Annotated in this window: 24 protein-coding genes; 18 read left to right on the plus strand and 6 right to left on the minus strand. The window is 65.9% G+C overall.

Features of this window, described 5'->3' with window-relative positions; all coding sequences use genetic code 11:
• Position 1: 1 nt before the first annotated feature.
• The 4 genes from DFR43_RS07915 (at position 2) to DFR43_RS07930 (ending at position 5,782) form a co-directional block, all read left to right on the plus strand.
• Positions 2-862, plus strand: a complete 861-nt coding sequence (locus tag DFR43_RS07915) for a class I SAM-dependent methyltransferase (RefSeq protein WP_245988871.1) — start codon at positions 2-4, stop codon at positions 860-862.
• On the plus strand, positions 859-1,305 hold the full coding sequence (gene rnhA / locus DFR43_RS07920) for a ribonuclease HI (RefSeq protein WP_133597428.1): 447 nt from the start codon (positions 859-861) through the stop codon (positions 1,303-1,305). The genes DFR43_RS07915 and rnhA overlap by 4 nt, the downstream gene beginning before the upstream one ends.
• A gap of 142 nt (positions 1,306-1,447) precedes the next feature.
• The gene (locus DFR43_RS07925) at positions 1,448-2,680 is read left to right on the plus strand and encodes an efflux RND transporter periplasmic adaptor subunit (RefSeq protein ID WP_133597430.1); all 1,233 of its coding nucleotides are present in this window, start codon (positions 1,448-1,450) and stop codon (positions 2,678-2,680) included.
• An 18-nt stretch (positions 2,681-2,698) separates the two neighbouring features.
• The gene (locus DFR43_RS07930) at positions 2,699-5,782 is read left to right on the plus strand and encodes an efflux RND transporter permease subunit (RefSeq protein WP_133597432.1); all 3,084 of its coding nucleotides are present in this window, start codon (positions 2,699-2,701) and stop codon (positions 5,780-5,782) included.
• Positions 5,783-5,810: 28 nt separating this feature from the next.
• Here DFR43_RS07930 and moeA read toward each other — a convergent pair whose 3' ends face one another.
• The 3 genes from moeA to moaA are packed head-to-tail and all read right to left on the minus strand — an operon-like array spanning position 5,811 to position 8,880.
• Positions 5,811-7,088, minus strand: coding sequence for a molybdopterin molybdotransferase MoeA (gene moeA, locus DFR43_RS07935; protein WP_133597434.1), 1,278 nt, complete (start codon positions 7,086-7,088; stop codon positions 5,811-5,813).
• Positions 7,085-7,720 carry a molybdenum cofactor guanylyltransferase MobA gene (mobA, locus tag DFR43_RS07940; RefSeq protein ID WP_133597619.1) on the minus strand — a complete coding sequence of 212 codons (636 nt, stop codon included), beginning with the start codon at positions 7,718-7,720 and terminating at the stop codon, positions 7,085-7,087. The genes moeA and mobA overlap by 4 nt, the downstream gene beginning before the upstream one ends.
• Before the next feature lie 14 nt (positions 7,721-7,734).
• Complete coding sequence (gene moaA / locus DFR43_RS07945) at positions 7,735-8,880, minus strand: GTP 3',8-cyclase MoaA (RefSeq protein ID WP_133597436.1); 1,146 nt, start codon at positions 8,878-8,880, stop codon at positions 7,735-7,737.
• Between the two features lie 101 nt (positions 8,881-8,981).
• Between moaA and ppa the strand changes: the two genes are divergently transcribed.
• Positions 8,982-9,524, plus strand: a complete 543-nt coding sequence (gene ppa / locus DFR43_RS07950; RefSeq protein ID WP_133597438.1) for an inorganic diphosphatase — start codon at positions 8,982-8,984, stop codon at positions 9,522-9,524.
• Between the two features lie 37 nt (positions 9,525-9,561).
• On the opposite strand, the gene DFR43_RS07955 is transcribed toward ppa, so the two are convergent.
• Positions 9,562-10,800 carry a GNAT family N-acetyltransferase gene (locus tag DFR43_RS07955; protein ID WP_211338625.1) on the minus strand — a complete coding sequence of 413 codons (1,239 nt, stop codon included), beginning with the start codon at positions 10,798-10,800 and terminating at the stop codon, positions 9,562-9,564.
• On the opposite strand from DFR43_RS07955, the gene DFR43_RS07960 reads away from it, so the two are divergent.
• A complete protein-coding gene (locus tag DFR43_RS07960) occupies positions 10,799-12,490 on the plus strand; it encodes an NAD+ synthase (RefSeq protein ID WP_133597440.1) in 1,692 nt (563 codons plus the stop codon). The genes DFR43_RS07955 and DFR43_RS07960 overlap by 2 nt on opposite strands.
• Positions 12,491-12,576: 86 nt before the next feature.
• Positions 12,577-12,915 carry a P-II family nitrogen regulator gene (locus DFR43_RS07965; protein WP_132961448.1) on the plus strand — a complete coding sequence of 113 codons (339 nt, stop codon included), beginning with the start codon at positions 12,577-12,579 and terminating at the stop codon, positions 12,913-12,915.
• Positions 12,916-12,948: 33 nt separating this feature from the next.
• Here DFR43_RS07965 and DFR43_RS07970 read toward each other — a convergent pair whose 3' ends face one another.
• Entirely contained in the window at positions 12,949-13,536 is a 588-nt protein-coding gene (locus DFR43_RS07970; RefSeq protein ID WP_132961449.1) for an LOG family protein, read from the minus strand.
• On the minus strand, positions 13,533-14,048 hold the full coding sequence (locus tag DFR43_RS07975) for an RDD family protein (protein ID WP_243646414.1): 516 nt from the start codon (positions 14,046-14,048) through the stop codon (positions 13,533-13,535). Before DFR43_RS07975 ends, DFR43_RS07970 begins: the two co-directional genes overlap by 4 nt.
• 103 nt (positions 14,049-14,151) lie before the next feature.
• Between DFR43_RS07975 and DFR43_RS07980 the strand changes: the two genes are divergently transcribed.
• The 11 genes from DFR43_RS07980 (at position 14,152) to pssA (ending at position 25,153) form a co-directional block, all read left to right on the plus strand.
• Complete coding sequence (locus DFR43_RS07980; protein WP_170178063.1) at positions 14,152-14,835, plus strand: TetR/AcrR family transcriptional regulator; 684 nt, start codon at positions 14,152-14,154, stop codon at positions 14,833-14,835.
• Between the two features lie 87 nt (positions 14,836-14,922).
• Positions 14,923-15,453: a TRAP transporter small permease gene (locus tag DFR43_RS07985; RefSeq protein WP_211338626.1), complete on the plus strand. Its 531-nt coding sequence runs from the start codon at positions 14,923-14,925 to the stop codon at positions 15,451-15,453.
• Complete coding sequence (locus DFR43_RS07990) at positions 15,450-16,730, plus strand: TRAP transporter large permease subunit (RefSeq protein WP_133597442.1); 1,281 nt, start codon at positions 15,450-15,452, stop codon at positions 16,728-16,730. The genes DFR43_RS07985 and DFR43_RS07990 overlap by 4 nt, the downstream gene beginning before the upstream one ends.
• 94 nt (positions 16,731-16,824) lie before the next feature.
• On the plus strand, positions 16,825-17,829 hold the full coding sequence (locus DFR43_RS07995) for a TRAP transporter substrate-binding protein (RefSeq protein ID WP_133597444.1): 1,005 nt from the start codon (positions 16,825-16,827) through the stop codon (positions 17,827-17,829).
• Between the two features lie 17 nt (positions 17,830-17,846).
• A complete protein-coding gene (locus tag DFR43_RS08000) occupies positions 17,847-18,716 on the plus strand; it encodes a shikimate dehydrogenase family protein (protein ID WP_133597627.1) in 870 nt (289 codons plus the stop codon).
• Positions 18,713-19,627: a VOC family protein gene (locus DFR43_RS08005; RefSeq protein WP_133597446.1), complete on the plus strand. Its 915-nt coding sequence runs from the start codon at positions 18,713-18,715 to the stop codon at positions 19,625-19,627. The genes DFR43_RS08000 and DFR43_RS08005 overlap by 4 nt, the downstream gene beginning before the upstream one ends.
• A 5-nt stretch (positions 19,628-19,632) precedes the next feature.
• The gene (locus DFR43_RS08010; protein ID WP_133597448.1) at positions 19,633-20,559 is read left to right on the plus strand and encodes a sugar phosphate isomerase/epimerase family protein; all 927 of its coding nucleotides are present in this window, start codon (positions 19,633-19,635) and stop codon (positions 20,557-20,559) included.
• A 166-nt stretch (positions 20,560-20,725) separates the two neighbouring features.
• On the plus strand, positions 20,726-22,501 hold the full coding sequence (locus DFR43_RS08015; RefSeq protein ID WP_133597450.1) for an acetolactate synthase 3 catalytic subunit: 1,776 nt from the start codon (positions 20,726-20,728) through the stop codon (positions 22,499-22,501).
• Positions 22,502-22,626: 125 nt separating this feature from the next.
• Positions 22,627-23,118, plus strand: coding sequence for an acetolactate synthase small subunit (ilvN, locus tag DFR43_RS08020; protein WP_133597452.1), 492 nt, complete (start codon positions 22,627-22,629; stop codon positions 23,116-23,118).
• 108 nt (positions 23,119-23,226) lie between these two features.
• Positions 23,227-24,243: a ketol-acid reductoisomerase gene (ilvC, locus tag DFR43_RS08025; RefSeq protein ID WP_133597454.1), complete on the plus strand. Its 1,017-nt coding sequence runs from the start codon at positions 23,227-23,229 to the stop codon at positions 24,241-24,243.
• A gap of 100 nt (positions 24,244-24,343) precedes the next feature.
• Positions 24,344-25,153 carry a CDP-diacylglycerol--serine O-phosphatidyltransferase gene (gene pssA, locus DFR43_RS08030; RefSeq protein WP_133597456.1) on the plus strand — a complete coding sequence of 270 codons (810 nt, stop codon included), beginning with the start codon at positions 24,344-24,346 and terminating at the stop codon, positions 25,151-25,153.
• Positions 25,154-25,317 lie beyond the last annotated feature (164 nt).

A 25,317-nucleotide genomic window follows, 5' to 3' on the forward strand; every position in this document is an offset into this window, starting at 1 on the left:
GATGGCGCCTCAGCACGAGGACACGCCAGAGCTGGGGCAAGAACTGGCCGCCTGGCTGGCCACGCCGCCCGGTCGCTACTTGCTCGACTGGGAGCAACGCCAGTTCGATGCTGCCGTGGCCGATCGCTTCGGCTTCAATGCCTTGCAGCTCGGTTTGCCCGAAATCGACGCGCTGCGTGCCAATCGCATGCCGCACCGCTGGCTGGCCGTGCCGGAAGTGGCGGGATGGGACGGGGTGTCGCCCATCCAGCGAATCGACGGCCTACGGCCCGTCTCGCTCGTCACCCATGCGGCGGCATTGCCGTTTCCCGAAAAAAGCCTCGATCTGGTCGTTTTGCCGCACACCCTGGAGCTCAGCGCCGACCCGCATGCCGTGCTGCGAGAAGTCGAGCGCGTGCTCGTGCCCGAAGGCCGGGTGGTCATCTGCGGCCTCAACCCGGCCAGCCTGTGGGGGCTGCGCCAGTACCGCGCCCATGCCTTTACCCGCCTGGGCCTGGGCAAGACCTGGTTGGGGCGCCGCTTTCTACCGGAAGCCGGAGAGTTCATCGGCCACTGGCGGCTCAAGGATTGGCTGCGCCTGCTCAGCTTCGAGGTCGAATCCTGTCGCATGGGCTGCTACCGCCCCGCCGTGCAGACCGACAAGTGGCTGCAGCGCTACCGCTGGATCGATGCCGTGGGCGCGAAATCCTGGCCGTTTCTGGGTGCGGTGTATTTCATGGTGGCGGTCAAACGGGTGCGTGGCCTGCATCTCCTGGGGCCGGCCTGGAAGCCCCGACGCTCGGTCGCGGCCCCCGTGGCCGTGGCGCAGCGCCCTTCCATGCGGCGCCCCTCACAGCCCGTGACCCATCGCAACGACTCATGAACCACGTCATCATCTATACCGACGGGGCCTGCAAGGGCAATCCCGGTCCAGGCGGCTGGGGGGCTTTGTTGCGCTCCGGGACGGCTGAAAAAGAGCTCTTCGGCGGCGAGGCCGAAACCACCAACAACCGCATGGAGCTTACCGCGGTCATCGAGGCGCTGGCCGCGCTCAAGCGCCCCTGCCGGGTGACGCTTTACCTCGACAGCGAATACGTGCGCAAAGGCATCACCGAATGGCTGCCTGGCTGGAAAGCCAGGGGCTGGCGCACCGCCGCCCGCCAGCCGGTGAAAAATGCGGACCTCTGGCAGCGGCTGGACGCCTTGGTGCAGGGCAGCGGGCACCAGATCGAGTGGCGCTGGGTCAAGGGCCATGCGGGCGATCCGGGCAATGAGCGGGCCGACGCGCTGGCCAACCGAGGCGTTCCCCAGCCTGGTCGTATGTAAACGGCAGGTAAATTTTTCGCGCTTGCCCCGGCATGGATGACCCGCGAGCGCGCGTCATCGAGCGATTGCTGATAGAGTGAAACGATTGCAGGGGATGCGGGGTGATCCCGTGTCTGGATATTGACGTTTTGCTATCCATCACATGGCCAACAAATCGGTGTATTGGGTCGTTGCCGCCTTGGGCATTGCGCTGGCTTCCGGTGTCGCATGGTGGGCGCAGCGCCCCGCTGCCGGCAGCGGGGGTGCGACGGTGGCCGGCGCCCCTGGGGGGGCACCTGCCGGCCCAGGGCCTGGGCGGCCTGCAGGTGGCGGTGGCGGGCCGGGGGGCGGTGGCATGGTGCCCACCGTCGAAGTGGCCCCGGTGACGGTTACCCGCCTCATCGACGACGCGCAGGCGGTGGGCTCACTGCGTTCGCGCCAGAGCGTGATGCTGCGCCCGGAGGTCAGCGGCCGCATCGTTCGCATCGGCTTCGAGGACGGCGCCCGCGTGCGGCAGGGGCAACTGCTGTTTCAGCTCGATGACACCTTGCAGCGCGCCGAGCTCAGCCAGGCGCAGGCGCAACTGTCGATTGCGCGGGCCAATCTGCGGCGCAACGAGGAACTGGTGGCGCAGAATTTCGTGGCCCAGCGCGTGCTCGACGAGAGCCGCGCCAGCTTGCAAGTGGCCGAAGCGCAGGTCCAACTGGCCGAGGCGCGGGTGGCGCGGATGCGCATCCAGGCGCCTTTCGATGGCGTGGTGGGCATTCGCAATGTGAGCCTGGGCGACTTCGTCCGCGAAGGGGCCGATCTGGTCAACCTGGAAGACCTCTCGCAGCTGTATGTGGACTTTCGGTTGCCGGAGCGTTATCAGGCCCGCGTCGGGCCAGGGCAACCGGTAGACGTGCAGCTCGACGCCTTGCCCGGCCAGACGTTCACCGCCCGCATTCAAGCGGTGGATCCGCTGCTCGACGCCAATGGCCGCGCCTTGCAGGTACGGGCCGTGCTGCCACCGGCCAGCGGCACGCCGCTGCGCCCAGGCTTGTTCGCGCGCATCACTGTGGTGATGGACGTGCAGGAGGCCGCTCTGATGGTGCCGGAGGAAGCCATCGTGCCGCAGGGTGGGCGCCAGGTGTTGTTCCTCCTGGGCCGGGAGGGCGAAGGCGAGCAAGCCCGTGCCGTGGCCCGGCGCGCCGAAGTGACGCTGGGCTTGCGCCGCGCCGGCATGGTGGAAGTGCTCAGTGGTGTGCAGGCGGGCGACTCGGTCATCGTGGCCGGTCAGCAGCGTTTGCAGCGCGATGGCATGCCGGTGCGCGTGATCGACATGAGCCGACCGCCCGGTGGGCCGGGTGGGGGAGGGGCCGGGCCCGCGCAGGCCGCACCTCGCCAGCAGGGTTGACGTTGAAAGGTCGCCGCCATGCAACTGCCTGAAATATCTGTTCGGCGCCCCGTCTTCGCCACGGTGCTGTCTTTGCTCATTTTGCTGGTGGGCTGGGTGTCGTTCAACAACCTGACGGTGCGCGAGTACCCCAAGATCGACGAGCCCAATGTCACCGTGACCACCCGTTTTGCGGGGGCGTCCAGCGAGGTGGTCGAAACCCAGGTCACCAAGCCGCTGGAGGATTCCCTGGCCGGCATCGAGGGCGTGGATGTCATCACCTCCATCAGCCGACAGGAGCAGAGCCAGATCACGGTGCGCTTCCGCCTGGAACGCGACCCCGATGCCGCCGCGGCCGAGGTGCGCGACAAAGTGGCCCGCGTGCGCGGCCGCCTGCCGCAGACCATCGATGAGCCGGTCGTGGCCAAGGTGGAGGCCGATGCGTTTCCGGTGATCTGGCTGGCCTTGAGCTCTGATACCTACGACTCCCTGCAACTCTCCGATCTGGCCAACCGCATCGTCAAGCCGGTGTTGCAGACCGCCACCGGCGCCGCCGACGTGCGGGTGTTCGGCGAGCGCCGTTATTCCATGCGGCTGTGGCTCGACCCGGACCGACTGGCGGCCTATCGCCTGACCGTGCAGGATGTGGAGGATGCCCTGCGACGCTCCAATCTGGAAGTGCCTGCCGGGCGCATCGAAAGCCAGCAGCGCGAGTTCAACGTCACCGCCGCCACCGATTTGCAAACGGTCGAGGAGTTCCGCGCTGTCACCATCCGCAATGTCAACGGCATGCCGGTGCGCATCGGCAACGTGGCCCGCGTGGTGCAGGGGCCGCAAGATGAGCGCACCTCGGTGCGGCTCAACGGTCGCGAAACCGTCTCCCTGGGCGTGATTCGCCAGGCCACGGCCAATCCGCTGGATCTCTCGGCTTCGGTCCGTGGGCTGCTGGACAAGGTCCGCGAGGATCTGCCCCCCGGCGTCAATGTGGACATTGCCAACGACAACTCGGTGTTCATCGACCGCTCCATCAAGGCGGTGTACATGACGATTGCCGAAGCCGTGGTGCTGGTGACGCTGGTGATCTTCGTGTTTCTGCGCACCGTGCGGGCCTCCATCATCCCGCTGGTGACCATTCCGGTCAGCCTCATCGGCGCCTTTGCGCTGATGGCGCTGTTTGGCTTTTCCATCAACACGCTGACCTTGCTGGCGCTGGTGCTGGCCATCGGTTTGGTGGTGGACGATGCGATCGTGGTGCTGGAAAACGTCCACCGGCACATCGAATCTGGTCTGGAGCCGTTCGCGGCGGCGATCAAAGGCTCCAAGGAAATTGCCTTTGCCGTGGTGGCGATGACGCTGACGCTGGCAGCGGTGTATGCCCCGCTGGCGTTCACGCCGGGGCGAACAGGGCGATTGTTTGCCGAGTTTGCGCTGGCCCTGGCTGGCGCGGTGCTCGTCTCGGGCTTCGTGGCGCTGACGCTGTCGCCCATGATGTGCTCCAAGCTGCTCAAGCACAACCCCAAGCCCAACCGCTTCGACCGCGGCATGGAGGCCGCGCTCAAGGCCCTGACGCGAGGCTACCACGCGGCCTTGTCGCTGGCGCTGCAGGCCCGCTGGGTGGTGGTGCTCGTCATGCTGGGCAGCGCCGGGGCCAGTTGGTGGCTGCTGCAGACCACCAAGCAGGAACTCGCCCCGCTGGAGGACCGCGGCGTGATCCTGACCGTGATCAACGGCCCTGATGGCGCCACGCTCGATTACACGCGGCGCTATGCCCAGGCCATCGAGCGCATCGGCCAGGACTATCCCGAATTCGACCGCATCTTCTCCATCGTGGGCAACCCCTCGGTGGCGCAGGGAACGGTGTTCTTCCGCGCCACGCCCTGGGAGGAGCGCGACAGAACCACGCTGGAGATGGCCCGCGAGATGGGGCCACGCATCGCCAGCCTGCCCGGGGTCAGCGCTTTTGCCATCACACCGCCTTCCCTGGGCCAGGGCTTTCGCGAGCGGCCGGTCAACTACGTCATCGTGACCAGCGACAGTTATGAAAATCTGGCCCAGGTGGTGCGCCAGTTTCAAGACCGGCTGGCGCAGATTCCCGGCTTTGTGCAGGTGGACACCGATTTGCGCCTGAACAAACCTGAAATCCGCATGGAGGTGGATCGGGAGCGGGCTGCCGACATGGGGGTCAGCGTCGATGCGATCGCGCGCACCGTCGAAACCATGCTGGGCGGGCGCATCGTCACCCGCTACAAGCGCGGCGGCGAGCAGTACGACGTGATCGTGCAGACCGAATCCACCCAACGCAGCACGCCCGACGACATCGAGCGCATCTTCGTGCGCGGGCGTAACGACCAGATGATCCCGCTGGCCTCGCTCGTCACCATTCGCGAGGTGGTGGTGCCGCGGGAGCTCAATCACTTCGCGCAGCGGCGCAGCGCCTCCATCACGGCCAACCTGACGCCTGAACTCGCCCTGGGCGAGGCGCTGGCGATCATGGACGGCATCGCCCGTGAGATTCTGCCGCCCGGCTACACCACCGACCTCAACGGGCAAAGCCGCGAATTCCGCAACGCTTCCGGCTCGCTGGCGCTGGTGTTCGTGCTGGCGCTGGTGTTCATCTATCTGGTGCTGGCCGCGCAGTTCGAAAGCTTCATCGACCCCTTCATCATCATGCTCAGCGTGCCGCTGTCCATGCTGGGGGCGTTGCTGGCCTTGCGCCTGACCGGGGGTACGCTCAACGTGTTCAGCCAGATCGGTCTCATCACCCTCGTGGGCCTGATCACGAAACACGGCATTCTGATCGTTGAGTTTGCCAATCAATTGCGTCAGCAGGGCATGGAGATGCTCGATGCGGTCAAGCGGGCCGCCGAACTGCGCCTGCGTCCCATCCTGATGACCACCGGGGCGATGGTGCTGGGCGCCGTGCCCCTGGCGCTGGCCACCGGGGCGGGGGCCGAAAGCCGGCAGCAGATCGGCTGGGTCATCGTCGGTGGCATGACCGTGGGCACGCTGCTGACCATCTTCGTGGTACCCACGATGTACACCCTGTTCGCGCGCAAGCAGATTCCCGGGGCGATCAAGGCGCCGGTCGAGGACACCGTACCGGGGGCGATGCCCGCAAAGTGAGCGGGCCAGAGAACGAGCGGCGGCGGGGTCAGACGACCCCGTCGAACATCATCACGTCCACCTCGTCGCCCGGGGCCACGTTGCCTTGGGCGTGATGCAGCACGATCAACCCGTTGGCTTCGACCATCGAGCGCAGCACGCCCGAGCCTTGATGGCCCGTGGTCCGCACCACCAGACGGCCTTCGGCGTCGGTCGAGACGATGCCGCGCTGGTATTCGGTGCGGCCGGGCTTTTTGCGGATCGGCTCCAGGCTGTGCGCCCGCAGCAGGGGCGGCTGCGGACCGCGCAGTCCCATCATGCGTTGCAGGGCCGGACGCACGAAAGCCAGAAACGTCACCATCACGGCCACTGGGTTGCCGGGCAGGCCGAACAGGACGGCCTGGCGGTCGTGGTCGCGCAAACGGCCCACGGCCATCGGGCGGCCGGGCCGCATGGCAATGCGCCAGAAGGCCACTTCGCCCAGGCGTTTCATCATCGCTTTGGTGTGGTCGGCTTCCCCCATGCTGACCCCACCACTGGTGATCACCGCATCGGCCTGACGGGCCGCCTGGCGAAAGGCCGCCTCCAGGCTGGCTGGGTCGTCCTTGACCACGCCCAGGTCCAGCACCTCGACGCCCAGCCGCGACAACAGCCCGAAAACCGTGTAGCGGTTGCTGTCGTACACGGCTCCCTGGCGCAGCGGTTCCCCCAGGCTGAGGATTTCGTCGCCGGTGGAAAAGTAGGCCACTTGGAGCCGGCGAAACACCCGCACCTGCGCCACGCCCAGGCTGGCCACCAGCCCCAGGGCCGCCGGTCCCAGGCGGTCGCCTCGTTGCAGCGCAGCCCGCCCGCGCGTCAAGTCCTCGCCACGCAGCCGCCGGTTGTCGCCGGGACGGACCACGCCCGGGGGGATGCGTACCGTCTCACCCGCCGTTTCGATGAATTCCACCGGCACCACGGTGTCCAGCCCAGGGGGCATCACGGCGCCGGTCATGATCTTGATGCACTCCCCGGGGCCGACGGCGCCGTTCCACGTCTGGCCCGCATGCACCGTGCCCACCACGCGGCAGTGGGTGGGGCCATCGGTCGCCAGGTCATGGCCCGACAGGGCATAGCCGTCCATGGCCGAGTTGTCGTGAGGCGGCACGTCGATGGGGGAGATGAGGTCTTCGGCCAGCACCCGGTCCAGGGCGGCAAACACGCCCACGGTTTCCGTATCGCGCACGGGCTCGACCATTTCCCGAAGAAAGGCATTAACGGCCTGCACGCTCAAGGCTTGAGGGTCGTAGCCCTGCAGGGCAGCGGCGATCTGGTCCAAACTTTTCATGCGTCGCGTTCGAGGGCCCGGAGTTCGGCCAGTGTGTTGGCGTTGGCAAAGGCTCGGGGGTCGTCCTGGGGGTGGTCGAACGGCACCAGCGCCACCCGGTGCCGTGCCATCCAGGTGGTGATTTTGCGCTCACCGGCTTCGAGATACTGGGTCAGGCTGTCGTGCAAGCCGACGGACATCAGGCAGAAGACGGGCTGCGGACGGTGGGTTTGCCCGGTCGGGTCGGCTTCGAGATCCGGGCCCGCGGCGAGTGCCAGGTCGGCTTGTTGCGCCTCCAGCGCCGTGGCCAGCCGTTCCAGCAAATCCAGCGGATAGAGCGGGGCGTCGCACGGCACGGTGAGCAGGTAAGGGGTCGGGCACAGCCGCAGTCCGGTCAGAAAGCCGGCCAGCGGGCCGGGGTGATCGCTGACCACATCCGTCCAGACCGGCACGCCCATGGCCTCGTAGGCCGCCAGATGGCGGTTGGCATTGATGGCGCAGCCGTCCAGCCGCGAGCCAGCCTGGGTGTAGAGGCGCTGCAAGGCATGGGCCGCCAATGGCAGGCCGCGAAACGGTTGCAGCCCTTTGTCCACCCCCCCCATGCGGGAGCCCTGCCCACCTGCGAGCACCAGCCCCGTGACGCTGCCGGCCATCACATGCACGTCGCTTACCCCCCGATATAGCTCATTTCGACGCGGCGTTTGCCGGTGGCGGTCTCGGGCGGCAAGCTGGCGCGCAGTTCGGAATACCGGTCCTGGCGGCCTTGCCAGATGGTGGCGATGGCGCTGGCGAGCGCATCGTCGCTGGCACCGCTGCGCAGCAACTCGCGCAAGTCGTGCCCTTCATGGGCAAACAGGCAGAGATAGACCTTGCCCTCGGTGGACAGGCGGGCCCGGTTGCAATCGCGGCAAAAAGCCTGCGTCACGCTGCTGATGACGCCGATTTCACCCAGCTGCGGATCGTGGCGTCCGTCGGGGCCGGCATAGCCCCAGCGTTCGGCCGTCTCGCCCGGGGCGGCGGGCTCCAAGGGCACCAGCGGCATCTCGGCGGCAATGCGGCGCACCACCTCGGCGCTGGGCAAGACTTCGTCCATGCGCCAGCCGTTGGTCGCGCCCACATCCATGTACTCGATGAAGCGCACCACGATGCCGCTGCCCTGGAAATGACGCGCCATGGGCAGGATTTGGTCGTCGTTGGTGCCGCGTTTGACCACCATGTTCACCTTGATTGGGCCGAGCCCCGCCTCCTGCGCGGCAGCAATGCCTTGCAGCACGTCGGCCACGGGGAAGTCCACGTCGTTCATGCGTCGAAAGACGGCATCGTCCAGGCCATCGAGGCTGACCGTGACGCGCTGCAGGCCGGCGGCTTTGAGCAAGGCCGCTTTGCGCGTCAGCAAGCTGCCGTTGGTGGTCAGCGTCAGGTCCAGTGGTTGGCCGTCCAGGGTGCGCAGGGCCGCCAACTGCTCGATCAGGGTTTCGAGATTTTTGCGCAGCAGCGGCTCGCCGCCGGTGAGTCGCACCTTGCGCACGCCATGGGCGATGAACACGCGGGTCAGCCGGGTGATTTCCTCAAACGTCAGCAGCGCGCTGTGCGGCAGGTAGCGGTAATCCTTGTCGAACACTTCCTTGGGCATGCAGTAGCTGCAGCGGAAGTTGCAGCGGTCGGTCACGCTGATGCGCAGGTCGCGCAGTGGCCGACCCAGCGCATCCAGCAACCGGCCTGTCGGCGAGCCCTGCGGCGCCGATGCCATGCGGCGCACGCGGGCCTGGCTGGCCTGACGCTGGTCGATCAAGGGAATGACTCTGTCGATCATGACAGGAGCGTACACCAAGTCGGGGTTGTCAGCCTCGCGACGGTAAAATCTGGCGTAATCGTCGCTCCGATTGTTCAACTTTCTCCATAACCTTCCCCATCATGTCTTTCGACCAAGTCACCCCGGGCAGCAAGGTGCCTGAAGCGTTCAACGTCATCATCGAAATCTCCATGAACGGGGATCCGATCAAGTACGAGGTGGACAAAGCATCGGGCTGCATCTTCGTGGACCGTTTCATGAACACGGCCATGCATTACCCCACCAACTACGGCTACGTGCCCCAGACGATTGCCGGGGATGGCGACCCGGTGGATGTGCTGGTGGTCACCCCCGTGCCTTTGCCCCCCGGCGTGGTGGTGCCTTGCCGTGCGCTGGGCATCCTCAACATGGAGGACGAAAGCGGCCAGGATGGCAAAGTGCTTGCCGTGCCGACGACCAAGATTCTGCCCATGTACTCCGGCTGGAAGACCTATCAGGACCTCAACCCCATCTCGCTGAAGGCGATCGAGCACTTCTTCGAGCACTACAAGGACCTCGATGCCGGCAAATGGGTCAAGGTCCTGGGCTGGGATGGCATCGAGGCTGCGCACAAGGAAATTCTGGACGGCATCGCCAACTACCAGAAGGCCAAGGCCCAGCCCTGACGCCTGTCGTTCCTCCCCCTGGCCGTCGGTGACGGCTTCAAGCCCCAGGCGCGCCCTTGTGAACGATGGCGCGCATGGGGCTTCGTTGTTGCAGACGGGCCATCTGCTGATCGAGGGAGGCGGCTTCCCGTTGCAGGAAGCGCTCGACCGCCTGGGCAAATGCCGGATGAGCCAGCCAGTGGGCGCTGTGCGTGCGCACGGGCAACAAGGCGCGCGCCATCTTGTGCACCCCTTGCGCCCCGCCTTCGAAGCGCTCCACGCCATGCGCGATGCACCACTCCAGCGGCTGGTAGTAGCAGGCCTCGAAGTGCAGGCTGTCCACCCGCTGCAATGCGCCCCAGTAGCGGCCGTACGCCACACGTGGGCGGGCCGAGTCGTCGCTGAGGGCAATCAGGCTGCAGGCGATCGGTTGGCCGGTGGGATCGCGCGCGATGAACAGCAGCCACCAGTCGGCCAGCTTATCGGCCATGGCCTCGAAAAACCCCGGCTTCAGATAGGGCGGGTTGCCGTGTTCCCAGTAGGTCTGGCAGTAGCAGCGGTAAAAAAAGTCCCAGTCCGCGGCCGTGATGTCTCGGCCTCGACGGGCCTCGAAGCGGATGCCGGCTTGCTGAACCTTGCGGCGCTCCTGCCGGATTTTTTTGCGCTTTTCCTGTGTCATCTGGCTCAGCAGCTCGTCGAAGTCCCGGTAGGGGCGTGGGCCGTCTGGGCTGCGGCAGGTGTTGTGCCAGTGAAACTGCACCGTCTGGCGGGCCAGCCAGGCGGGCGGCTGGAGAATGGCCTGGTCGCTGGCATCATGGAACAGCACGTGCATCGATGACCAGCGTGCTTGCGCGGCCTGCTGCAGCAGGGCGGCTTGCAGCGCGTCGCGTGCCGCGGTGGCGCGGGCCAGCAACCGCGGCCCAGGCACGGGGGTGAAGGGCACGGCCACCAAGCCCTTGGGGTAGTAGGGCAAGCCGTGGGCCTCATGGGCCTGTGCCCAGGCCCAATCGAACACATACTCGCCATACGAGTGGGCTTTGGCATAGACGGGCGCAGCGGCGTGCAGCACGCCGCTGCGCCACAGCGTCAACCATTGCGGGTGCCAGCCGGTGGCGGGGGTGGCGCTGCCGCTGACGTGCAGGGCATGCAGATACTCATGGCGCATGAAAGGGCCGCCAGGCACGCCCTGGGTGTGCAGGCGCAGCAGGGTGTTCCATTCGGCGGCATCCATGTCGCCAGGGTCATGGATCACCCGAGTGACATAATCGGCTGCCACGCCTTCGTCTGTCGCATTCATGTCTTTCAAGCTCTGCATCGCGCAGCTCAATTTCGTCGTTGGTGATCTGGCCGGCAACGCTGGCCGCATCATCGAAGCCGCCCATCAGGCCCACGCCCAGGGGGCCGGGCTGTTGCTGACCCCGGAACTCGCCATTTGCGGCTATGCCGCCGAGGATTTGTTTCTGCGCCCGGCGTTCGTGGCCGCCTGTGATGATGCCGTCAAAACGGTGGCCCGTGAGACGGCAGGGCTCAAAGGCCTGCACATCGTGGTGGGGCATCCGGCGGCGGTGGAGGGGGCTGGCGAAGCGTCGCGCAGCGTGCGGCGAGCGCCTTGCTACAACGCGGCCACCGTGCTGTGCGAGGGTCGTGTGGTGGCCGCTTATGCGAAACGCGAGTTGCCCAACTACCAGGTGTTCGACGAGCGGCGCTATTTCGTGCCCGGCCACGCCCCTTGCGTGTTCGAAGTGCCGTCACCCTCAGGCACGCCGTTGCGCGTGGGCCTGCTCATCTGCGAAGACGCCTGGCACGACGGCCCCGCCCAGGAAACCCGGGCTGCTGGGGCCCAACTGCTGGCCGTCATCAACGCCTCGCCTTTTCACGTGGGCAAGGGTGACGAACGCGAATGCGCCATGCAGCGGCGCACGGCGTCCACCGGGTTGCCCTTGATTTACGCGCATCTGGTGGGCGGGCAGGACGAAATCGTTTTCGAAGGGCGCAGCTTTGCTTTGCAGGCTGACGGCCAACTGGCTGCCCGAGCGCCCAGTTTCCAGGAGGCGCTGTTTGCCCTGGAAGTGGACGTGGCCCCTGATGCGGCCTTGACCCTGCGCGGCCCCGTGGCTGCCGAGCAAAGCCTGGAAGCCGATTTGTGGGATGCGCTCGTTCTGGGCGTGCGCGACTATGTCGGGAAAAACGGCTTTCCGGGCGCCCTCATTGGCCTGTCGGGCGGCATCGATTCGGCGCTGGTGCTGGCCATCGCGGTGGACGCGCTGGGGCCCGAGCGCGTGCGTGCGGTGATGATGCCCTCGCCCTACACGGCCGAGATCTCCTGGCTGGACGCGCGCGACATGGCGGCGCGGCTGGGGGTGCGCTACGATGAAATCCCGATCGGGCCGATGTTCGACGCCTTCCTGGGCGCGTTGCAGCCGCTGCTGCAAGGGCGCGCGCCCGACACCACCGAAGAAAACCTGCAAGCGCGCATCCGCGGCACGCTGCTGATGGCGCTGTCGAACAAGTTTGGCAGCATCGTGCTGACCACCGGCAACAAGAGCGAAATGGCCACCGGCTACTGCACCCTGTACGGTGACATGGCCGGTGGGTTTGCCGTGCTGAAAGACGTGGCCAAGACCTGGGTGTGGCGTTTGGCGCGTTGGCGCAACGCGCACGACCCGTTTGCACGCGGGGCCAACCCGATTCCCGAGCGCATCATCACCCGCCCCCCCAGCGCCGAGCTGCGCCCGGGGCAGACCGACCAGGATTCGCTGCCGCCGTACGACGTGCTGGACGCCATCGTCGAGCGCTACATGGAAAACGACCGCAGCGTCGACGAGATCGTGGCCGAGGGCTTCGACCGCGCCGCGGTGGAGCAGGTGGTGCGGCTGCTGCGCATCAACGAATACAAGCGCCGCCAGGCTCCGGTGGGCATCCGTGTCACGCACCGCAGTTTCGGCAAGGACTGGCGCTACCCCAACACCAACCGCTGGCGGGGTTGAGCACGACCTCGTGGACCACCCGCCTGTATCATTCGCGCCAGGTGCCCTGCGCCGCATACCCCCAACACCATCCGGAGTCGTACCGCATGAAGCAGATCACCGCCATCATCAAACCGTTCAAGCTCGAAGAAGTGCGTGAGGCCCTGGCCGAGCAGGGTGTGACGGGTTTGACGGTGACCGAGGTCAAAGGGTTTGGGCGCCAAAAAGGCCACACGGAGCTGTACCGGGGTGCGGAGTACGTGGTGGACTTTTTGCCCAAGGTGCGCATCGACGTCGTCGTGCGCGATGACGATGTCGAACGCTGCCTCGACGCCATCGTGCGCGCCGCGCGCACTGGCAAGATTGGCGACGGCAAGATTTTTGTCACGCCGGTCGAGCGGGTGATCCGCATCCGCACCGGCGAAGAGGACGACGCCGCGATTTGAGTGACCGCGCGGCGTGGCCGTGGACGCGGCGGCTCAAATCGCTTCCAAGCGCGACGGGGGCGTGCAGCCCGCCGCCTGCACCAAGCGGGGCAACAGCGCATCCGGGTCGGCATCGACATCGACCAGGCCTTGCTGCCACGCGCTGACGAAACCGGCGTCGGCGCTGGCCTGCACAAAACGCAGCAGGCCGTCGTAATAGCCGCCGGCGTTGAGGATGCCGATGGGCTTGTCGTGGTAGCCCAGCTGGCGCCAGGTCCATACCTCGAACAGCTCCTCCAGCGTGCCCAACCCGCCGGGCAGGGCCACGAACGCGTCGGCGCGCTCGGCCATCATCTGTTTGCGCTGGTGCATCGTGTCCACCACGTGCAGCTCGGTGCAATCGCGCTTGGCCAGCTCGCGCGCCACCAGGCTGCGCGGGATCACGCCCACCACGGTCCCGCCGGCGGCCAGCGTGGCGGTGGCCACGCGCCCCATCAGCCCAGCGTTGCCGCCGCCGTACACCAGCCGTCCGCGATGACGGCCGATCCACGCGCCTACGTGCTCGGCCAGCGCCGCCCACGCAGGGTCACCGCCGTCGCGCGAGCCACAGTACACGCACAGCGAAAACGCGGGCCGGCTCATGCCCGTCCCCCCTGGGGGCGCAGCGCCCGCGCGTCGACCAAGCGCGTGCCCGCCAACGCGTCGTGCCAGAACTGCCGCTGGGGGTGAAAACGCGCCAGCAACGCCCACACGGCCACCCAGCCGCCCAGCAGCACCAGCACCTCGGCCACCGGCAGCTCCAGCCACGCGCGCAGCGCCAGCGGTGGCCAGAACCACACCCACGCCAGCACGTAACGCAGCAGCGCCCGTCCTTGCGAAACCGGCCCACCGTCGGCCGCGACAAGGCGGATGTGCCACGTCTGCATCGCCAGCGTCTGGCCTTTGTGCCAAAACCAGGTGAAGTACAGGCCCAGCACCACGAACATAAACGCTTGCAGCTCGTGCCGGTATTGCAGCGCATGGCGTTGCTGGGTCAGCGCGCCGAACAGGTAGCCGGCGATAAAGACCACGCCGAACAGCAGCATCCCTTCGTACAGCCAGCAGGCCATGCGCCGCGGCAACGACGGGGTGGACAACACAGGTGGGGCAGACATGGACATCGATCACAACCAGCGTCACGCCAAGGCCTGGCGCACAGCCCGCCAGTGTAGCCGCCCGTCACGGACGGCAGCCGCTGCGGCGTATAGTAGGCGCACCATGGCTATCCCCCGCACTGCAACCACCGCCCGCGGCAGCGGCAAAACGGGCCGCATCAACGACCCCGAGCGCACGATGGCCAACATTTTGGAGGTGGCCACACGCGAGTTCGGCGAAAAAGGCCTGGCGGGGGCGCGCATCGACGCCATCGCCGACGCGACCCACACCTCCAAGCGCATGATTTATTACTACTTTGGCAGCAAAGAAGGGTTGTACCTGGCGGTGCTGGAGGAGGCTTACCGGCGCATGCGTGCCCAAGAAGCGGCGCTGCACCTGGAGGACCTGCCGCCCGAAGAGGCGCTGCGGCGGCTGGTGGCGTACACCTTTGACCACCACCGCTCCAACGAGCCGTTTATCCGCCTGGTGATGTCGGAAAACATTCACCGCGGGCAGTACCTGGCGCGCAGCCGCGTGATCCAGGAGCTCAACGTGTCGGCCATCACGGCCGTGCGCGCGCTGTACGAACGTGGAGTCGCGCAAGGGGTGTTTCGCCCGGGGATTGACCCCCTGGACCTGCACGCGTCGATTTCGGCGTTGGCGTTTTTCAGTGTGTCCAACCGGCATACCTTCGACCTGATTTTCAAGCGCGACAGCACCGACCCTGAGGCGGTGCGCCGCCGCCGCGACGAAGTGGTGGAGATGGTGGTGCGCTACGTGCGCGCAGACCCGCCGGCGCAGGTCTGAGCCGGGCTGCTCGTGTGGAACTAGGGTTTTCCCTCATAAAAAAACTAACTGGTTAGTACAAAATACGTCGGCAAGGAGACCCACAACATGCTCAACCGATGGATGGATCGCCTGTGCCGCCTGTTGGACGGCCTGATGGTGCTGGCTTTGGCGGCGATGGTGGTGATGGTGTTTGCCAACGTGGTGCTGCGCTACGCGTTCAACAGCGGCCTGACGCTGTCGGAGGAGCTGTCGCGTTGGTTGTTCGTGTGGCTGGTGTTCGTGGGGGCGGCGCTGGCGGTGCGTGACCGCGCCCACATGGGCGTGGACCTGCTGGTCGCATGGCTGCCCCGTTGGCTGCAGCGCGTGGTGCTGTTGGTGGGCCATGCGCTGATGCTGTGGGTGACGTGGTTGTTGTTGCAGGGTAGCTGGGCGCAGACCCGCATCAACTGGGACACCACCGCGCCCGTGACAGGGTGGTCCGTGGCCTGGCTGTACGCCGCGGGGCTCGTGTTCGCCGTGCTGTCGGGGCTGTGGCTGCTGATGGACGCGTGGCGGTTGCTGGCGGGTCGGCTGAGTCTGGCGGACTGGCACCCTCAAACGACGGCGCCGGGCCACGGCCAGGGGGACGCCCAATGACCATCGTGATCTTCGTCGGCGCCTTGCTGGGTGCCATCGCGCTGGGTATTCCGGTGGCCTACGCCTTGCTGCTGGCGGGGGTGGCGTTGATGACCCACATGGGCCTGTTCGACCCGCAAATCCTGGCGCAAAACGTGCTGGAGGGTGCCAACAGCTTCCCACTGCTGGCGGTGCCGTTTTTCATGCTGGCGGGCGAAATCATGAACGCCGGGGGGCTGAGCCGCCGCATCATCGACCTGGCCCTGGCGTTGGTGGGGCATGTGCGCGGCGGGCTGGGGTTTGTGACCATCGTGGCGGCGGTGCTGTTGGCGTCGTTGTCCGGCTCGGCGGTGGCCGACACCGCCGCGCTGGCCGCGTTGCTGCTGCCGATGATGGTCAAGGCCGGTCACGCACGTGAGCGCAGCGGCGGCCTGATTGCCAGCGCCGGCATCATCGCGCCGGTGATCCCGCCATCGATCCCGTTTGTGATTTTTGGCGTCGCGGCCAACGTATCGATTGGGCGCTTGTTTATGGCCGGCATCGTGCCCGGGGTATTGATGGGGGTGGCCATCGCGTTGGTCTGGTGGTGGGTGGCCCGGCGTGAGGCCGTGACGCCGCCTGCGCGCGCCAGCATGGCCGAGGTCGTGCGCGCCGCGCGTCAGGCGGTCTGGGCGTTGGTGCTGCCGTTCATCGTTCTGGTGGGGCTCAAAGCCGGCGTGTTCACCCCCACCGAGGCCGCCGTGGTGGCCGCGGTGTACGCCTTGTTGGTGGCCACGCTGGTGTACCGCGAGCTGACGTGGCACAAGTTGCTGGAGACGTTCGCGGCGGCGGCGCGCACCACGGCGGTCATCATGTTTTTGGTGGCGGCCGCGGCGGTCGGGGCCTGGCTGATCACCGTGGCCAACTTGCCCGGCCAGTTGATCGAGTGGCTGCAGCCGCTCATGGATCGGCCCACGCTGCTGTTGCTGGCCATTTTGGGCATGCTGTTTCTGGTGGGCATGGCCATGGACTTGACGCCCACCATTTTGATCCTGGCGCCGGTGCTGGTGCCGGTGGTCCAAGCCGCGGGCATCGACCCTGTGTACTTTGGGGTGCTGTTCGTGATGATGGGCTCCATTGGATTGGTCACCCCGCCGGTGGGTACGGTGCTCAACGTCGTGGCCGGTGTTGGGCGCATGAAGATCCAACACGTGGTCCGCGGCGTGTGGCCGTTTTTGCTGGCGCAGCTGCTGGTGTTGCTGCTGTTGGTGCTGTTCCCAGCGTTGGTGATGGTGCCGTACCGTTGGTTTTACGGCTAACGCCGTGGCCTGGTGCACGCAGCTCCGGCGGGCCGGCGCGCACCGGTTGGGTGATGGCCCGCCGATTCGACCGTGGTTATCCGAGGAGACGGTGATGTTGAACAAGCGCACGTTTTGTCAAGGAGCGGTGGCGGTGGTTGCCATGGGGTTGTTGGGCGGGGCGCAGGCCCAGCCGCGCGTCATTAAGTTCGCCAACCAAAACGGCAAGGGTCACCCCATCGTGCAGGGGATGGACAAGTTTGCTGAGTTGGTGGCGCAAAAGTCGGGCGGCCGCCTCAAGGTGCAGGTATTCCCCGGTGGCGCGCTGGGCGGCGACCAGGCCAATGTGTCCGCGCTGCAGGGGGGAATGCTGGAAATGGCATCGATGAACTCGGGCATTTTCGCCAGCATCGTCAAAGAGTTCGCGGTGTACGACTTCCCGTTTATGTTTGGCAACCCGCGCGAAGCGGATGCGGTGCTGGACGGTCCGTTTGGCAAGCAGTTGCACGCCAAGCTGGAAGACAAAGGCCTGGTGGGCCTGGCCTACTACGAGTTGGGCTTTCGGCACCTTACCAACAACCGCCGTCCGATCACCAAGGTGGAGGACATTGCCGGCCTGAAGCTGCGTGTCATTCCCAACCCCATCAATGTTGACTGGGTGTCGGCGCTGGGGGCCAACCCGACGCCGCTGCCATTTCCTGAGCTGTACGCCGCGCTGGAGCAGCGCGCGGTCGATGGGCAGGAAAACCCTGTGGCCACGATCTGGGGCGCCAAGTTTTACGAAGTGCAAAAGTACCTGACGCTGACCTACCACCAGTACAACCCGCAGTCGGTGGTGGTGAGCAAAAAGTTCTGGGACAGCCTCAGCGCCGACGACCGCCGCATTTTGCAAGAAGCGGCGCTGGAATCGGCCAAGTTTCAACGCCAGCAGGCCCGCGCGTCGGTCGACAGCACGCTGGATAACCTCAAAAAAGCCGGCATGCAGGTCAGCGAGCTGCCCGCCGCCGAGGTGGCCAAAATGCGCGAGCGCATGAAGCCCGTCATCGCCAAGCACACCGCCGCGGTGGGCGAGGCCACGGTGGCCGCCTTGCAGGCCGAGCTGGACAAGCTGCGCAAGTGAGCCAGGAGTTCGTCACCATGCGCATCGACGGCCTGACCGAGCTGATCGTCCACATCGGCTACCCCACCCACACCTTCAAGTCGCCGCTGATCTACAACCCGTACTTCGAGTCGATCGGTGCCAACGTGGTGGTGGTGCCGCTGGCGTGCCGTGCCGAGCCGTACCCGGTGCTGTTGCGCAGCATCTTCGCGTTGGACAACGTGCGCGGGGCGCTCGTGACGATGCCGCACAAGGTGCGCACGGTGGAACTGCTGGACGTGGCCAGCCCCGCGGTGCAGGTGGCCGGGGCGTGCAACGCGGTGCGCCGCGACGCCGATGGCCGTCTGGTGGGTGACCTGTTCGACGGCGTGGGCTTTGTGCGCGGGTTGCTGCGCAAAGGGGTGGCGGTACAGGGGGCGCGTGCGCTGGTGGTCGGCTGTGGCGGGGTCGGCAGCGCCATCGCCGCCGCGCTGGCCGCTGCGGGCGTGGCACAGGTGCGCGTGCACGACGTGCGCGCGGGGGCAGCCCAAGCCCTGGCCCGGCGGCTGGCGCAGCACTACCCCAACACGCAGGTGCTCTGTGCCGACCCTGACCCGTCCGGCCTGGACATCGTCGTCAACGCCACGCCGCTGGGCATGCACGAGGGCGATCCGCTGCCGCTGGATGTGTCGCGCTTGCAGCCCGGCACCCTGGTGGGGGAGGTGGTGCTGCGCGCCGACATCACGCCGTTGTTGCGCGCGGCGCTGGCGCGCGGCTGCCGCATCCAGGTGGGTGCGGACATGCTGTACGAGCAAATCCCCGCGTACCTCGAATTTTTTGGTTTGCCGACCACCACCCCCGACACCCTGCGCCGCGTGGCCGGGCAAGACGCGGCGGCACTGCCCGCCGAGGCACAGGAGGCATCATGAGCGATTTGTTGCACTTGCCGCCCCGCGAACCTGGACTGGCCGATTGGGCTGACGAAGCCAATCCGCTGGGTCTGGAGGGGTTGGAGTTCATCGAGTACGCCACCCACCAGCCGCAGGCCTTGGGCCAAGTGCTGGAGCTGATGGGCTTTGTGGCGGTGGCGCGCCACCGCTCGCGCGAGGTGACGCTGTACCGCCAAGGCGAGCTCAACGTGGTGGTCAACGCGCACCTTGACGAGGCGCGCGCCGCGCAGCTCGGGGCGCGTGGGCGGCCCGTCATCGCCGCTTTGGGTTTGCGTGTGCGCGATGCCCGTGCCGCGTTTGAACGTTTGCAGCAACGCGGTGCGTGGCCGGTGCCGCCGCACGCGCAGGTCATGGAGCTCAACATTCCCGCCATCCACGGCGTCGGCGGTAGCCGGCTCTATTTCGTCGACCGCTGGCGCGAGTTTTCCATTTACGACATTGACTTCGTGTCGATGCCGGGGGTGTCGCGCCATCCGCCAGCGTTGGCGGGCATGCATTTTTTTGGCGTCGTGCAGTACGTCGGGCTGGGGCGTACCCACGACTGGATCGAGTTCTACCAGGAGCTGCTCGGCGCCACGCTGATCCCCGACGAGCAGCGCTACGGCATCATGCCCAAAGGCAAGCTGATGCGGGTTCCTGGCCTTGGGCCGGCACAGAGTTTTATGCTGCAGCTGGTGGAGCCTGACCCCAGCGTGCTCGACAGCGACGAGCGCCTGCAGCGTATCGGGCTGGGGGTGCCGGACGTGCTGCACGCCGTGCAACTGCTGCGCGGGCGCGGCGTGGAGTTTGTCGAAACCTCCGCCGCGCACACGGAGCCGCGCGGCGCCATCACACGCACCTACCTCGGGTCGGTGGTGTTTGAGCTGGTGCACAGCCAGCGCCAGGGGTGACGCGCATGGTCACGCTACCGTTGCACGACCCCGGCATCGCCCGCTTTGGCATGGACACCACGACGCTGGCGGGCCCCTTGCAGGCAAAACTGGAGGCCATTGCCGCCGCGGGTTTTTCGCAGGTGATGCTGAAAGCCAGCGACCTCAGTAACCACCCCGATGGCTGGCGCGCCGCTGCGCGGGCGGTGCGTGCCAGTGGCCTGCGCCCGACAGGGCTGCAGGTGCTGCGTGACTTCGAGGGCTTGAGCGGGCACCTGCACCAGTACAAGGTGGGGGTGGCGCAGACCATGTTAGAGATGGCCGCCGAGGCCGGCGCCGACGTGCTGCTGGTGTGCTCGACGACATCCGCCCACGCCAGCGCCGACATTGAGCACTGGGCCCGCGACCTGCGCAAACTGGCCATCATGGCCATTCCTTGGGGTATCCGCATCGCTTACGAAGCGCTGTCGTGGGGGCGGCACGTGCACGAGTTCACCACCGCCTGGGACGTGGTCAGCCGTGCCGACTGTCCCAACCTGGGGTTGGGGCTGGACTCGTACCATATCTTTGCGACCCAGTCCCCGTTGGAGTGGGTGGACGAGCTGGACCCCGAGCGTATTTTTCTCGTGCAGCTGTCGGACTTCATGTGGCAAGAGGTGCGCACGCAGGAAGAGCTTATCAGCACCGCGCGCACGTTTCGCGTCTTTCCCGGCGAGGGGGTGCACAGCGAACAGCTGGCGCAGCTGGTGTTGCGTTTGCACCGTCTGGGCTACCGGGGCGACTACAGTTTCGAGGTCTTCAACGACGACTACCAACAATTGCCGCCCGAGTACGTGGCGGCGCGTGGCCGCCGCTCGGCGCAATGGTTGGCCGAGGATGTTTTACACGTCGACGCGCCCTGGCGTTCACCGTGGCATTGGGCACGCCGCAGCGCGCCGCAGGCGCCGATTTGATGCCATAATCGCTGCGTCATCACCCATGTCACCCGAAACGGGCCCCGGTCGGCGGTGAAGCTGCCATGGCCGCTGGGTCCTAAGTCCCAAAGCCGCCTCACAAGGGCGCGACTGCCGAGGGGCACCGGAAGTTTTTCGTTAGAGAAACACTGCAAGGTTCAACATCATGAAAATCTCCCAACCCGAACTGGCCAGCGCTGCGGCGGCCGCCCAAACCCACGGCGAAGAGCTGATGGGTGCCGATATCCTGGTGCGTTGCCTGCAAGCCGAAGGCGTCGAATACGTCTGGGGTTACCCCGGCGGAGCGGTGCTGTACATCTACGACGCGCTGTACCGTCAGGAGGGCATCCAGCACATCTTGGTGCGCCACGAACAAGCCGCCGTGCACGCGGCCGATGGCTACGCGCGCGCCACCGGCAACGTCGGCGTGGCGCTGGTCACCAGCGGACCTGGGGTCACCAACGCGGTCACCGGCATCGCCACCGCGTACATGGATTCGATCCCGATGGTCATCATCACCGGCAATGTGCCGACGCACGCCATCGGGCAAGATGCCTTCCAGGAGTGCGACACGGTGGGCATCACCCGCCCGATCGTCAAGCACAACTTCTTGGTCAAGGACGTGCGTGACCTGGCGCTGACCGTCAAGAAAGCGTTTCACATCGCGCGCACTGGCCGCCCCGGCCCGGTGGTGGTGGACATCCCCAAGGACGTGTCGTTCAAAAAGACGCTCTTCACCGGCTACCCGGAGTCGGTCACGATGCGCTCGTACAACCCCGTGCGCAAGGGCCACGGCGGACAGATCCGCAAGGCGCTGCAACTGCTGATGACGGCCAAGCGCCCCTACATCTACACCGGTGGCGGCGTGCTGCTGGGCAACGCCGTGCAGGAACTGCGCACCCTGGTGGACATGCTGGGCTACCCGGTCACCAACACCTTGATGGGCCTGGGCGCTTACCCGGCCACCGACCGCAAGTTCCTGGGCATGCTGGGCATGCACGGCACCATCGAAGCCAACAACGCGATGCAGAACTGCGACGTGCTGTTGGCCGTGGGGGCGCGCTTCGACGATCGCGTCATTGGCAACCCCAAGCACTTCGCGCAGAACGAGCGCAAGATCATTCACATCGACATCGACCCATCCAGCATTTCCAAGCGGGTGAAGGTGGACGTGCCCATCGTGGGCGACGTCAAGGACGTGCTGACCGAACTGATCGCCATGATCAAGGACAGCCCGCTCAAGCCCGATGCCCAGGCCCTGGCGGCCTGGTGGGAGACGATCGAAGGCTGGCGCAGCCGCGACTGCCTGAAGTACGACCGCCACAACACCGAGGTCATCAAGCCGCAGATGGTCATCGAAACCCTGTGGAACATGACCAAGGACGCCGATGCCTACATCACGTCTGACGTCGGCCAGCACCAGATGTGGGCGGCCCAGTTCTACAAATTCGACCGGCCTCGGCGCTGGATCAACTCGGGCGGCCTGGGCACCATGGGCGTGGGCATTCCGTATGCCATGGGCATCAAGCTGGCCAAGCCCGAGAGCGAGGTGTACTGCGTCACCGGTGAAGGCTCGGTGCAGATGTGCATCCAGGAACTCTCCACCTGCCTGCAGTACAACACGCCCATCAAAATCCTGTCGCTCAACAACCGCTACCTGGGCATGGTGCGTCAGTGGCAGGAGATCGAGTACTCCGGCCGCTACAGCCACAGCTACATGGATGCGTTGCCCAACTTCGTCAAGCTGGCGGAGGCGTATGGCCACGTCGGCATGCTGATCGAACGTCCACAAGACGTCGAGCCGGCGCTGCGCGAAGCCCGCAAGCTCAAGGACCGCACCGTGTTCATGGACTTCCGCACCGACCCCACCGAGAACGTGTTCCCGATGGTGCAGGCCGGCAAGGGCATCACTGAAATGCTGCTGGGCGCCGAGGACCTGTAAGGCCGTCCCTTCCCCGGCTGCCAACCCGCTGGGTGGGCGGCCACTTGTTTGAAGACGAATCTATTTGCCGCCAAGCCCGTGACTTACCGGTGACGGGGGAGGGCGGTGGAAAAGAGGAATCGCACATGAGACACATCATTGCCGTGCTGGTCGAAAACGAGGCTGGCGCACTCTCTCGCGTGGTGGGCCTGTTTTCGGCCCGGGGCTACAACATCGAGTCACTGACCGTGGCGCCGACGGAAGATCCGTCGCTGTCGCGCATGACGATCCAGACCACCGGCTCGGACGACGTGATCGAGCAGATCACCAAGCACCTCAACCGGTTGATCGAGGTCGTCAAAGTGGTCGATCTGACCGAAGGCGCCTACATCGAGCGCGAGCTGATGATGGTCAAGGTCCGCGCCGTCGGCAAGGAGCGCGAAGAAATGAAGCGCATGGCCGACATCTTCCGCGGCCGCATCATCGACGTGACCGAAAAGAGCTACACCATCGAGCTGACGGGCGACCAGTCCAAGAACGACGCTTTTCTGGAGGCGATCGACCGCAGCGCGATTCTGGAGACCGTGCGCACCGGCCCCAGCGGCATTGGGCGCGGCGAACGCATTTTGCGCGTCTGATCGCAGCACCGTTTTCGGGCTCAGCCAAGCGGCCGCTCGGGCTGGGTCTGTCGAAGCCCTTCGACGGGCTCTTTCGCGAGCGGCCATCAACTCTCTAGAGGACCAACCATGAAAGTGTTTTACGACAAAGACTGTGACCTGAGCCTGATCAAAGGCAAGACGGTGGCCATCATCGGCTATGGCTCGCAAGGCCACGCCCATGCGCAAAACCTCAACGACAGCGGCGTCAAGGTGATCGTGGGCCTGCGCAAGGGCGGCGCCTCCTGGGGCAAGGCCGAGAAGGCCGGGCTGACCGTGATGGAGGTCAACGACGCCGTCAAGGCCGCCGATGTGGTCATGATCCTGCTGCCGGACGAGCAAATCGCCGAGGTCTACAACCACAACGTCGCCCCGAACATCAAGCAGGGCGCGTCGTTGGCGTTCGCCCACGGCTTCAACGTGCACTACAACCAGGTGGTGCCGCGCGCCGACCTGGACGTGTGGATGGTCGCGCCCAAGGCCCCTGGGCACACCGTGCGCTCCACGTACACCCAGGGCGGCGGCGTGCCGCATCTGGTGGCGGTGCACCAGGACAAGAGCGGCAAGGCCCGCGATCTGGCGCTGAGCTACGCCATGGCCAACGGTGGCGGCAAGGCCGGCATCATCGAGACCACCTTCAAGGAAGAAACCGAGACCGACCTGTTTGGCGAGCAGGCCGTGTTGTGCGGCGGCGCGGTGGAGCTGGTCAAGATGGGCTTCGAGACGCTGGTCGAAGCCGGCTACGCGCCCGAGATGGCCTACTTCGAGTGCCTGCACGAACTCAAGCTCATCGTGGACCTGATGTACGAGGGCGGCATCGCCAACATGAACTACTCCATCTCCAACAACGCGGAGTTTGGCGAGTACGTCACCGGGCCCGAAGTGATCAACGAGGAGTCCCGCAAGGCCATGCGCAAGGCGCTGGAGCGCATCCAGAACGGCGATTACGCCAAGATGTTCATCCAGGAAGGCCGCCTGAACTACCCGAGCATGACGGCGCGTCGTCGCAACCTGGCCGCGCACCCGATCGAAGTGGTTGGCGCCCAGTTGCGGGCCATGATGCCCTGGATCGCCAAGAACAAGCTGGTGGATCAGAGCCGCAATTGATCGGCATGGCCGGCGCAGCCTGCGGGCTGCTTCCGGTTTTCATCCCAAGCCGCCCGGTTCACGGGCGGCTTTTGCTTGGGTGGGCATTACACTTGCTGCCATGCAAGAAGGAAACGACTTCATTCCCCCCGCTGAGCCTGCGCCCCCGCGTCGGCACAAAGGCATTTACGTGTTGCCCAACATGATCACGCTGGCGGCCTTGTTTGGCGGCTTTTATGCGGTGGTCATGGCCATGAATGACCGCTTCGATCTGGCCACCGTCGGGGTGTTCGTCGCCATGGTCCTCGATAGCCTCGACGGCCGGGTGGCCCGCTTGACCCACACCCAGAGCGCTTTTGGCGAGCAGATGGATTCGCTGGCCGATATGGTGTCGTTTGGCGCAGCCCCTGCGCTCATTGCTTACGAGTGGGCGCTCAAAGACATCGGCCGTTGGGGTTGGATCGCGGCCTTTGTCTATTGCGCCTGCGCGGCTTTGCGGTTGGCCCGTTTCAATGTGAACACCAGCGTGGTGGACAAGCGCTTTTTCCAAGGCTTGCCGTCACCGGCTGCGGCGGCGCTGGTGGCCGGCTTCATCTGGCTGACGACCGAAGCCGGTTACAGCGGCGCGGATCTGGTCTGGCCCATGTTTGCCATCACCTTGTATGCCGGGCTGACCATGGTCACCAATGTGCCGTTCTACAGCTTCAAGGACCTGAGCCTGAAAAAGAGCGTGCCTTTTGCGGCCATCGTGCTGATTGCCTTGGGCATTGCCATCATCAACATCCATCCGCCCACGGTGCTGTTTGCCCTGTTCGTGGCCTATGGCCTCTCGGGCTATGTGGTGTATGGCTGGCGCAAGGCCAAGGGCAAGCCCACCAGCGTCATCAGCACCTCCACCGACGAGCCCGACGAACGCGGGCTGCACGATTGATCCGGCCCTCATGGCCTAAAACATGATCGCCCCGATGGCTGCAAACGATCGGCGTTTGCCGCGGAAATGTGATACATTGTTTGTCATGCAAATCGCTGCCATTTCCCTGCTACTAGGCCGTTGCCGATACGGGCAGGTGAAATAGCGCGCGCTTTTTTCTGAAC

It is taken from the genome of Tepidicella xavieri (assembly GCF_004363315.1).
GTDB classification, from domain to species: Bacteria; Pseudomonadota; Gammaproteobacteria; order Burkholderiales; family Burkholderiaceae_C; genus Tepidicella; species Tepidicella xavieri.